Here is an 11302-nt window from a genome sequence, read left to right on the forward strand (position 1 = left end):
TTAATTTGATACATAACAGTAACTGAGATCTTAACATCATCTATGATGCATTCCATATTATTGACAAAGTTACGGATAAGTCACGTGATAAACAAGATTCGCACTCAACTAGTTCAAAATGCCGCATCAATTTTGCGATCTCCAGTCCAGTTATTGCCTAAAACAGTACAAAAAAGAGCCTTGTTAGAGGGGCTTAAGAACGTATTCAAAGAGGCGTTAGAAGACGGTGACTTTGAGTTCCTAGAAGATAAATGGCTTAAAGTCTCGATAAAGGATATGGGGTTAAGTTGGTGTATTAGCTACCAAAATGAGCAACTGGTTGTAGCAGATAAAGAGGTTGCTGAAGATGTAAGCTTTAGCGGGAATCTCAATGATCTTGTACTGATTGCGGGGCGTAAAGAAGACCCAGATACGCTTTTCTTCCAGCGTAGACTGTCTATTGAAGGCGATACCGAGCTCGGTTTAGAAGTCAAAAACTTGATGGACAGCGTAGATTTAGACTTATTGCCAACTCCCTTGAAAACTTTGTTAAATCAATTAGCTGATTTTGTGCAGAAGGGAGTACAATCCCCGGATACACAAAGTGAGGTAATGAATGCTTATTCGAACTGAAGCACCGGCAGATATACTTGTCATTGATCGTTTATTGAAATCTGTTTTTGAAACGGATGCAGAAGCCAACCTGGTTATGAGCTTGCGTGAGAATAGTCATTTAACGCTGTCGCTGGTGGCTTGTTCTGATGAAGGCGAGGTTGTTGGGCACCTGATGTTTAGCCCGATCACGCTGCATGGTGACGATCATAACTGGCAAGGGCTTGCTCCGCTTGCAGTGAAAGAAGAGTTTCGCAATCAAGGTATTGCCAAAGCATTGGTTGAAGATGCTTTCTCTACTTTGGTTGATTTTGGTTACCCAGCCTGTGTCGTGCTTGGCGATCCTGCGTACTACGGTCGTTTTGGTTTCAAAGCCGCGAGCGAATTTGGTTTGAGTTGCGCTTGGGATGTACCTGAAGGTGCTTTTCAAGCCATTGAGTTGGTTGAAGGTGCACTTACTGGGCATGCTGGTGAAGTGGCTTACAGCCAAGAATTCAATGAGTTATAAGGCTACTTCTCACGCAATATGATGCAAACTGATTTAGTCTAAATAAAGGAGCTTGATGCTCCTTTATTTTTTGTTAGTATCAGCCCAACTCTCATAAGCGGTTTTGAAGTTCGTTCAAACAAACCGCCGACCACCAACCTAAGGTTATAACCCTAGATATGTCACAAACACACGCACAGTACCTGCAAGAGATGGGCATAAGCCAATGGGAGCTTAGTCATCCAGAACGTTTGGCGGGTTATGAATCAAAACTGACTCCGCTAGCGAGCGATTGCAAGTTACTGTTGGTTTCGCCTGATAAACCTCAGGGCGAGCTCGCAGTGATGTTTGAGCGTGTGCTGAAAAGTATCAAGCTTGATTTATCTCAGGCACTACATATTCAGCCTCAACACCTAACCTCTATCGAACTTGGTGATGTTGAATGGGTGTGGTTTGCTGGTTGTGAATCGACTCAAGAGATTAAAGCTAAAACACTGCAATCCCCATTGTTGTCCGACATCAATGGCAATAACCAACATCGCCGTGACTTATGGCAACAAATTTGTGCATATGACTAATCAATTTTTACCGACTTCATCACATCATCTAGACGCTATTTGGCAGATAGAACAGGCTGCGCACTTTCATCCATGGTCAGAAAATATGATCCGAGATCTAGATAGTCGAGGCGCTTGTCATCATGTTCTTGAAGTCGATGGGCGAGTCGTCGGCTACTTCTTCGCGCAGAATATCGTTGGTGAAGTAACGCTATTAAATATTGCTGTGGATCCAAGCCAACAAGGCAAAGGCTACGGTAAAGCGCTGACTGAGCACTTCCTAGATATGTGTGAACAAGCTAACGCAGAAAGCGCGTGGTTAGAGGTTCGCGAAAGTAATGTGAACGCGTTTAATCTTTACGAAAAGGTTGGCTTTAATGAGGTGGACCGCCGTCGTAACTATTACCCAACCAAGCAAGGACAAGAAGACGCCATCATTATGAGCTATCTTTTTATGTCTTTTAACTAGCCATCTTGTCGCTTTTCGCTAAGCAGAGAATAAGCGGCAAAATAGGGTGCAAACTGACCCTTTAGAAAGTGACACGCTTTCTGTATAATCCGCACACAGAATTCAAGGGCAAGTATTATCTACTTGCCCTTTTTACGCTTTAGATCAGCAAAGGGCGACTATGTCTTTCCAACAAGAAGTGAGCAAACGTAGAACGTTTGCAATTATCTCTCACCCGGATGCGGGTAAAACCACGATTACTGAAAAAGTTCTTTTATTCGGAAACGCGATTCAGAAAGCGGGTACCGTAAAAGGCCGTGGCTCTAACCAGCACGCTAAATCTGACTGGATGGAGATGGAAAAAGAACGTGGTATCTCGGTAACTACGTCGGTAATGCAATTCCCATACAATGATTGCCTAGTAAACCTACTCGATACTCCAGGACACGAAGATTTCTCGGAAGATACGTACCGTACATTAACGGCGGTTGACTCTTGTTTGATGGTTATCGATGCTGCGAAAGGTGTCGAGGATCGTACTCGTAAACTGATGGAAGTAACGCGTCTGCGTGATACACCAATCGTAACGTTTATGAACAAACTTGACCGTGACGTTCGTGACCCAATGGAAGTGCTTGATGAAGTAGAAAGCGAGCTAGGTATGGCTTGTGCTCCAATTTCATGGCCAATTGGTTGTGGTAAAGAGTTTAAAGGTGTTTACCACATTCACCGTGACGAAACGATCTTGTACGAATCTGGCCACGGCCACGAGATCCAAGAAGTTCGTATCATCAAAGGTTTAGATAATCCTGATCTAGATGAAGCGGTAGGTGCTGATCTAGCGGAAAGCGTACGTGAAGAGCTAGAGCTTGTTATCGGTGCTTGTCCTGAGTTTGATCAAGATCTGTTCCTTGCTGGTGAGCTAACACCTGTTTACTTCGGTACCGCACTGGGTAACTTTGGTGTTGACCATATGCTTGATGGCTTAACGAAGTGGGCTCCAGCACCGCAAACTCGTCAAGCTAACGAGCGTGATGTTGTTGCGACAGAAGAGAAGTTCTCTGGTTTCGTATTTAAGATCCAAGCAAACATGGACCCTAAACACCGTGACCGTATCGCTTTCATGCGTATCGTATCTGGTACTTACAGCCAAGGTATGAAGATGAACCATGTTCGTACCGGTAAGAACGTCAGCATTTCTGATGCGGTAACTTTCATGGCGGGCGACCGTGCACGTGCTGAAAAAGCGTATGCAGGTGACATTATCGGTCTACACAACCACGGCACAATTCAGATTGGTGATACCTTTACTCAAGGTGAGAACCTGAAGTTCTCTGGTATTCCAAACTTTGCGCCTGAGCTATTCCGCCGTATTCGTCTACGCGATCCTCTGAAGCAGAAGCAACTTCTAAAAGGCTTGGTTCAGCTTTCAGAAGAGGGCGCAGTGCAAGTATTCCGCCCTATGCAGAACAACGACCTGATCGTTGGTGCGGTTGGTGTACTTCAGTTCGACGTGGTTGTAGCGCGCTTGAAAGCAGAATACAACGTAGAAGCTATCTACGAAGGTGTTAACGTTGCAACAGCTCGTTGGGTTGAGTGTGATGACGCTAAGAAACTGGAAGAGTTCAAACGTAAGAACCAATCTAACCTGGCGCTAGATGGTGGTGATAACCTGTCTTACATCGCACCAACGATGGTGAACCTGAACCTAGCTTCAGAACGTTTCCCTGACGTTAAGTTCCGAGCGACACGCGAGCACTAATTTCTTCGATCTCTATTCGAGTTAAACAGAAACGTCTATTGTTCTGCAATAGGCGTTTTTTAATGCGTGCCATTTTAGACAATAAGCTTGAGGTAAATATGTTGGGTTGGATAAAAGCTTGGGGTAGGAAATACGATAAGTGGTGTGAAGAGCTTGGATTGACACCTGAAAACAAGCGTAGTTGTGTTCCTTATCGTCGAGATCCTCAAGGGCAGCAAGTTGAGAGTGGAAAAGATGACACAGCAAACAAGTGATTTTCCGCTATTTGATACCCATTGCCACGCGGACTTTGAGGCGTTTGAGCAAGGTTTTTCCCATGAGCAGAGCGTTGATGGGTATATCAAAGAGGCAAAACAGGCTCAAGTTGAGAAGTTACTCATCCCTTCTATAGGTCAAAACAACTGGCATAAGCTTGAAAAGATCGCACAATCTCACCCCAATGTTTACTACGCATTAGGCTTCCATCCTTACTTTTTAGAGCAAGCGGATGCGGCGCAATTTGAGGAACTTAATCAATTACTCGCTTCAAAAACACGCCAGTGTGTAGCCATTGGTGAGTGTGGGCTGGACTTTTTTGTGGATGTGGAACAGGAGAAACAAGAGCGCTTTTTCATCCAACAAATGGAGCTTGCCAAGGCGTTTAATTTGCCTCTGATTATCCATGAAAGGAAGTCTTACAACCGTCTTATTCAATTAATAAAGCAGCACAAGTTTACTTTAGGTGGGGTAATTCACGGTTTTTCAGGAAGTGAACAGCAAGCTTTGGTGTGGATTAAGCTTGGTTTCTATATTGGTGTCGGTGGAACGATAACTTACCCAAGAGCGCAAAAAACACGCACAACCATCGCTAAATTACCGCTTGAGAGCTTGGTGTTAGAGACCGATGCTCCGGATATGCCAACCTATGGAAACCAAGGAAATGTTAATCATTCCAAACATTTAGTTACGATATCAAATGAACTTTTTTTGCTTAGAAAAGAGTCAAGGCAATCGATTGCAACGCAAATTTGGCAAAATAGCCATCGCACATTCGGTATATGTGAATAAAATCTAATGTTTTTGTTTATCGTTTGCGTAAATTGCATCTCCATTGTGATTTGAGTCACATTTGTGTGTGAATGGTACATGAATCTTCTACGAAAGTGTGAGGGCGGCATTACTTTATTAGTGGTCGCATGAGTATAATTGCCCCCGCTTTATAGCCCCATTTTGTAACACGCCAATAAATAACTAATAAGGAAGTCATAAACTATGAGCCTGTTTATGAGCCTAGTCGGCATGGTTGTACTGATTGCAATCGCAGTACTACTATCTGACAACCGCAAAGCTATTAATATCAGAACAGTGGGTGGCGCATTCGCTATCCAATTCGCACTTGGTGCATTCGTACTTTACATCCCTTGGGGTCGTGATTTGCTTGCAGGTTTCTCTGCTGGTGTAGCAAACGTAATCGACTACGGTAAAGACGGTACTGGTTTCCTATTCGGCAGCCTAGTTAACTTCTCTGTTGACGGTATCGGTTTCATCTTTGCTTTCCAAGTTCTACCAACACTGATCTTCTTCTCTGCACTTATCTCTGTACTTTACTACATTGGTGTAATGCAGCTAGTAATCAAAGTTCTTGGTGGTGGCCTTCAGAAAGCTCTAGGTACTTCTCGCGCCGAGTCAATGTCTGCAGCAGCAAACATCTTCGTTGGTCAAACAGAAGCACCTCTAGTTGTTCGCCCATTTGTTCCTAAGATGACTAACTCTGAACTATTCGCAGTAATGTGTGGTGGTCTAGCATCTGTAGCTGGTGGTGTACTAGCGGGTTACGCATCTATGGGTGTTCCTCTAGAGTACCTAGTTGCAGCGTCATTCATGGCAGCACCTGGTGGTCTACTATTCGCTAAAATCATCAAGCCTGAAACAGATACGCCAGACGATAACATCGCTGACGACATCGACGGCGGCGACGATAAGCCAGCTAACGTTATCGACGCAGCAGCAGGCGGCGCGTCAGTTGGTCTACAACTAGCTCTTAACGTTGGTGCAATGCTACTAGCATTCATCGGTCTAATTGCTCTAATCAACGGTATCCTAGGTGGCATCGGTGGTTGGTTCGGTATGGAAAACCTAACTCTAGAACTTCTTCTAGGTTGGATCTTCGCACCGCTAGCATTCATCATTGGTGTTCCATGGGAAGAAGCAACTATTGCTGGTTCTTTCATTGGTCAGAAGACAGTTGTTAACGAATTCGTTGCATACCTAAACTTCGTACCATACGTTGGTGAAAACGCTCAAGTTGTTGCAGCGACTGGTCAAGTGATGTCTGAGAAGACTCAAGCTATCATCGCATTCGCACTATGTGGTTTCGCAAACCTTTCTTCTATTGCGATTCTACTAGGTGGCCTAGGTGGTATTGCACCAAGCCGTCGCCAAGACATCGCACGTATGGGTGTTAAAGCGGTTGTAGCTGGTACTCTATCTAACCTGATGGCAGCAACAATTGCTGGCTTCTTCCTATCTTTCTAATCAAGTAGATTTAGATATATAGACGCCACTTTAATATCGCCCCGTAGCAAGAAATTGCTGCGGGGCTTTTTTGTTTTTAGGCCTATTGATTCTGAACATGAGTTCGATTCGATGGTGGGTCTAAAATGTTTTTTTGAGATACAAACCGTTTGCGTTCTAAGGAGCACTACAATTTATTAATGGATACCTATAATGTATAGGCTCAAGGGATAGGATGTCTCTTGTTGGCAAGAAAGTAACCGCTTGGATTCGTCCGTGGTTATTCTTCTGGGATTAAGCCAAACTTAGCGATACGCTATAGATGTTAGACACAACATGACTGATTTGTTGTGCCATAGACCAAACTGGTACTGTGCGGTGACAAGGATTGCAATTGGTAACGAAAGTTATCAAGTCTTCAGGGAACCAAGTCCGTTCATTTGTGACTACTGAGCATTACTAAAATATCCATCTATACTGGATGGAGGGCGAAGTAGTTAACTATTTGAATATATTGATCGGAGATAGAAATGAGCGATTTAAAAGCAGCAGCTCTACGTGCACTTAAACTTATGGACCTAACTACGCTAAATGACGACGATACTACTGAGAAAGTAGTGGCGCTTTGTCACGACGCGAAGACTGCAGTAGGCAACACTGCTGCAATCTGTATTTACCCTCGCTTTATCCCAGCAGCTAAGAAAGCGTTGCGTGAGCAAGGTACTCCAGAAGTACGTATTGCGACTGTAACTAACTTCCCTCATGGTAATGATGACATCGAGATCGCAGTTGCTGAAACAAAAGCAGCAGTAGCATACGGTGCAGACGAAGTAGACGTAGTATTCCCATACCGCGCTCTAATCGCTGGCAATGAAGAAGTAGGTTTCGAGCTAGTTAAACAGTGTAAAGAAGCATGTGGCGACATCACACTGAAAGTAATCATCGAAACTGGTGAGCTAAAAGAAGAAGCACTGATCAAGAAAGCATCTGAGATTTGTATCAAAGCTGGCGCTGACTTCATCAAAACTTCAACAGGTAAAGTGCCAGTAAACGCGACTCCAGAGTACGCACGCATGATGCTAGAAGTTATCCGTGACATGGGCGTTGCTAAAACTGTTGGTTTCAAACCAGCAGGTGGCGTACGTACCGCTGAAGATGCAGCACAATACCTAGCGATGGCTGATGAGCTACTAGGTGCTGAGTGGGCAGACAACATGCACTACCGCTTTGGTGCTTCAAGCCTACTAACTAACCTTCTTAATACATTAGAAGTGACAGACGAAACTGCTGATCCAGCAGCATACTAATCCTTTAAAAGTCTGTTTGATGGAGTGGCGTTAAGTCACTCCATATTACCTCTTTCCCTACAAACCATACTCACTAGAGTTTGGGAGGCACTAATGTATCTACCTCAAGAAATTATTCGCAGAAAACGTGACGGTGAAGTCTTAACAGCCGAAGAAATTAACTTCTTCATTCAAGGCGTCGCTAAAAACACGGTTTCTGAAGGCCAAATTGCAGCATTCGCAATGGCTATCTTCTTCAACGAAATGACAATGCCAGAACGTATCGCACTAACATGTGCAATGCGCGACTCAGGCATGGTGATTGACTGGAGCCACATGAATTTTGATGGCCCAATCGTTGATAAGCACTCTACTGGTGGTGTTGGTGACGTTACTTCTCTGATGCTTGGCCCTATGGTGGCAGCATGTGGCGGTTTCGTTCCAATGATCTCTGGTCGTGGCTTAGGCCACACTGGCGGTACCCTAGACAAGCTAGAATCTATCCCTGGTTACAACATTACACCAACCAATGAAGTGTTTGGTGAAGTAACCAAAGAGGCGGGCGTTGCTATCATCGGTCAAACGGGCGACTTAGCGCCAGCTGATAAGCGTGTTTACGCGACGCGTGATATCACAGCAACAGTCGATAACATCTCGCTAATCACGGCTTCAATCCTATCTAAGAAACTGGCGGCTGGCCTAGATTCTCTAGTAATGGATGTAAAAGTAGGTTCAGGCGCATTTATGCCGACTTACGAAGCCTCTGAAGAGCTAGCGAAATCTATCGTAGCAGTAGCAAACGGTGCAGGCACCAAGACTACAGCAATCCTAACGGATATGAACCAAGTTTTGGCTTCTTCGGCGGGTAACGCAGTAGAAGTTCGCGAAGCGGTTCAATTCCTAACGGGTGAATACCGTAACCCACGTTTGCTAGAAATTACGATGGCATCGTGTGCTGAAATGCTAGTGTTGGGTAACCTTGCAAAAGATTCAGAAGAAGCGCGCGAAAAACTGATGGCAGTACTGGATAACGGTAAAGCAGCAGAGTGCTTTGGTAAAATGGTAGCGGGCCTTGGTGGTCCAGCAGACTTCGTAGAAAACTACGATAACTACCTAGAAAAAGCAGAAATTATTAAACCAGTGTACGCGCTAGAAAGCGGTGTGGTATCAGCAATGGATACTCGTGCAATTGGTATGGCTGTCGTTGGTATGGGCGGTGGTCGCCGCGTAGCAACGGACAGCATTGATTACGCAGTCGGTTTCGATAGCTTCATTCGTCTTGGCGAAGTGGCAAGCGATGAGAAACCATTAGCAATGATTCATGCTCGCAACGAACAACAGTGGCAAGAAGCTGCAACGGCATTACAAAATGCAATCACTGTGGGCGGAGAATATACCGCAACACCAGACGTTTACCGTCAGATTCGTTCTGAAGACGTGTAAATAACCGTTATCGGTATACCTCGTGTATACCGATAATCAAAACGCTGGTGCAAAGAGCAATAAGTTGGTGAAGAAAATGAAAAGAGCATTTATTTTAGTTTTAGATTCATTCGGTATCGGTGAGACAGCGGATGCAGACAAATTCGGTGATGTAGGTTCTGACACTATGGGCCACATCGCAGACCATTGTGATAAAGGTCTTGCAGACAATGCCGATCGTCAAGGTCCTCTGACGCTGCCAAACCTGTCTAAGCTAGGTTTAGCGATGGCTCACAAAGAGTCTACAGGTCGCTTTGCTCCTGGTGTGGATGCAGACGCGGAAATCATTGGCGCTTATGGTCACGCTGCTGAGCTGTCTTCTGGTAAAGACACGCCATCAGGTCACTGGGAAATCGCAGGTGTACCGGTACTGTTTGATTGGGGCTACTTCACCGACAAAGAGAACAGCTTCCCTAAAGAGCTGACTGATCGCATTCTTGAGCGTGCAGGTTTGTCTGGCTTCCTAGGTAACTGCCACTCATCTGGTACTGAGATCCTAGATAACCTAGGTGAAGAGCACATGAAGACTGGCTTACCAATCTTCTACACGTCTGCTGACTCAGTATTCCAAATCGCGTGTCATGAAGAGACATTCGGTCTGCAAAACCTATTAGACCTTTGTCAGATCGCTCGTGAAGAGCTAGAAGAGTACAACATTGGTCGTGTTATCGCGCGTCCGTTCGTTGGTCCGGGTAAAGGTCAATTTGAGCGCACTGGTAACCGTCGTGACCTTTCTGTTGAGCCACCGGCAGCAACGATTCTTCAGAAGCTTGTTGATGAGAAGGGCGGTAACGTTCACTCAATCGGTAAGATCTCTGATATTTACGCTGGTTGCGGTATTACTCAGAAAACAAAGGCAACGGGTATCCCTGCGCTATTTGCAGCAACCAAAGAAGCGATCAATGAAGCAGGTGATAACACCATCGTCTTCACTAACTTCGTTGATTTTGACTCAGCTTACGGTCACCGCCGTGATGTTGCGGGCTACGCTGCTGCACTTGAGTACTTCGATGGTCGTATCAATGAAATCATCGATATGATGAAAGAGGATGATGTACTTATCCTTACTGCTGACCACGGTTGTGATCCAACATGGCCAGGTACAGACCATACTCGTGAACACATCCCTGTGATTGTTTACGGTAAAAATGTTCCAGCTGGTTCTTTAGGCCGTCGCGATACATTTGCTGATATCGGCCAAAGCTTGGCGTCTTACTTTGGTACTTCGCCAATGGAATACGGTGAAAGCTTTTTATAATTGGTAATGAATAAAAGAGAGGGAGACCTCTCTTTTCTTTTTGTTTTGAGATTAAGGATATTTTCAATGGCTACTCCACATATTAATGCTGAAATGGGTGCGTTCGCTGATGTTGTTTTAATGCCTGGCGATCCGCTACGTGCTAAATACATCGCTGAAACCTTCTTAGAAGAGGTGGTTCAGGTGTGTGACGTGCGCAATATGTTTGGTTACACAGGTACTTATAAAGGTCGTAAGGTATCGGTAATGGGGCACGGTATGGGTATTCCATCTTGTTCGATTTACGCGACTGAGCTTATTAAAGACTTTGGTGTGAAAAAGATCATTCGTGTCGGCAGCTGTGGTGCAGTGAGCGAAGATATCAAAGTGCGCGATGTCGTGATTGGCATGGGGGCATGTACCGACTCGAAAGTGAACCGTATTCGCTTCAAAGGTCATGACTTTGCCGCTATTGCTGACTACAAAATGGTTCGTGCGGCAGAAGACGCAGCTAAAGCACGCGGTGTTGATGTAAAAGTCGGTAACTTGTTCTCTGCTGAGCTTTTCTACACGCCAGATCCTGAAATGTTTGAAGTGATGGATAAATACGGCATTGTTGGTGTAGAGATGGAAGCGGCTGGCATCTATGGTGTGTGTGCTGAATATGGCGCAAAAGCTCTGACTATCTGTACCGTGTCTGATCACATCAAAACAGGTGAGCAAACCACATCAGATGAGCGTCAAACAACCTTCAACGACATGATGGTTATTGCGTTAGACTCTGTACTTCTTGGTGACCAAGAGTAATTGTTCTTCACTGTAGCTTGATAAAGTAACAGATAACAAAAAGCCCCGTTGTGAAGTGACCCCGTAAAGTTGGACATTTCTGTTAAGCGGCTTTCAAGGCCTGAGTTCGATATTCTATCGGAGTCAGGCCTTTTAGTTTCACTTTTATACGT

At 44.9% G+C, this 11302-nt stretch carries 13 protein-coding genes; 12 read left to right on the top strand and 1 reads right to left on the bottom strand.

Going from position 1 to position 11302, the window contains the following annotated elements; translation table 11 throughout:
• Positions 1–42: 42 nt before the first annotated feature.
• The 12 genes from F0251_RS18900 to deoD all read left to right on the top strand — a co-directional run bounded on the left by F0251_RS18900 (position 43) and on the right by deoD (position 11150).
• Positions 43–612 (top strand): SCP2 domain-containing protein, encoded by a 570-nt coding sequence (locus F0251_RS18900; RefSeq protein WP_008218795.1) that lies wholly within the window; start codon positions 43–45, stop codon positions 610–612.
• Positions 596–1099: a GNAT family N-acetyltransferase gene (locus tag F0251_RS18905; RefSeq protein WP_061032515.1), complete on the top strand. Its 504-nt coding sequence runs from the start codon at positions 596–598 to the stop codon at positions 1097–1099. Before F0251_RS18900 ends, F0251_RS18905 begins: the two co-directional genes overlap by 17 nt.
• Before the next feature lie 158 nt (positions 1100–1257).
• On the top strand, positions 1258–1656 hold the full coding sequence (locus F0251_RS18910) for a DNA polymerase III subunit psi (RefSeq protein WP_061032516.1): 399 nt from the start codon (positions 1258–1260) through the stop codon (positions 1654–1656).
• On the top strand, positions 1649–2104 hold the full coding sequence (gene rimI / locus F0251_RS18915; protein WP_061032517.1) for a ribosomal protein S18-alanine N-acetyltransferase: 456 nt from the start codon (positions 1649–1651) through the stop codon (positions 2102–2104). Before F0251_RS18910 ends, rimI begins: the two co-directional genes overlap by 8 nt.
• A gap of 160 nt (positions 2105–2264) precedes the next feature.
• Positions 2265–3845 carry a peptide chain release factor 3 gene (gene prfC / locus F0251_RS18920; protein WP_061032518.1) on the top strand — a complete coding sequence of 527 codons (1581 nt, stop codon included), beginning with the start codon at positions 2265–2267 and terminating at the stop codon, positions 3843–3845.
• 98 nt (positions 3846–3943) lie between these two features.
• On the top strand, positions 3944–4099 hold the full coding sequence (locus tag F0251_RS18925) for a DUF5363 family protein (RefSeq protein ID WP_171731593.1): 156 nt from the start codon (positions 3944–3946) through the stop codon (positions 4097–4099).
• Entirely contained in the window at positions 4080–4892 is an 813-nt protein-coding gene (locus tag F0251_RS18930) for a TatD family hydrolase (protein ID WP_171731591.1), read from the top strand. Before F0251_RS18925 ends, F0251_RS18930 begins: the two co-directional genes overlap by 20 nt.
• A 204-nt stretch (positions 4893–5096) precedes the next feature.
• Positions 5097–6359 (top strand): NupC/NupG family nucleoside CNT transporter, encoded by a 1263-nt coding sequence (locus F0251_RS18935; RefSeq protein WP_061032521.1) that lies wholly within the window; start codon positions 5097–5099, stop codon positions 6357–6359.
• A gap of 509 nt (positions 6360–6868) precedes the next feature.
• Positions 6869–7645, top strand: a complete 777-nt coding sequence (deoC, locus tag F0251_RS18940; protein ID WP_008218778.1) for a deoxyribose-phosphate aldolase — start codon at positions 6869–6871, stop codon at positions 7643–7645.
• A gap of 93 nt (positions 7646–7738) precedes the next feature.
• Positions 7739–9067 (top strand): thymidine phosphorylase, encoded by a 1329-nt coding sequence (gene deoA / locus F0251_RS18945; RefSeq protein ID WP_105057549.1) that lies wholly within the window; start codon positions 7739–7741, stop codon positions 9065–9067.
• A 76-nt stretch (positions 9068–9143) separates the two neighbouring features.
• Positions 9144–10364, top strand: a complete 1221-nt coding sequence (locus F0251_RS18950) for a phosphopentomutase (RefSeq protein ID WP_171731592.1) — start codon at positions 9144–9146, stop codon at positions 10362–10364.
• Between the two features lie 66 nt (positions 10365–10430).
• Positions 10431–11150, top strand: coding sequence for a purine-nucleoside phosphorylase (deoD, locus tag F0251_RS18955; RefSeq protein ID WP_061032524.1), 720 nt, complete (start codon positions 10431–10433; stop codon positions 11148–11150).
• A gap of 82 nt (positions 11151–11232) precedes the next feature.
• Here deoD and F0251_RS24695 read toward each other — a convergent pair.
• A partial coding sequence (locus F0251_RS24695) for an IS3 family transposase (RefSeq protein WP_367613550.1) occupies positions 11233–11302 on the bottom strand: 70 nt, incomplete at its 5' end.

The sequence above is a fragment of the Vibrio sp. 070316B genome (genome assembly GCF_013114115.1).
In the GTDB taxonomy this organism is placed as follows: Bacteria; Pseudomonadota; Gammaproteobacteria; order Enterobacterales; family Vibrionaceae; genus Vibrio; species Vibrio chagasii_B.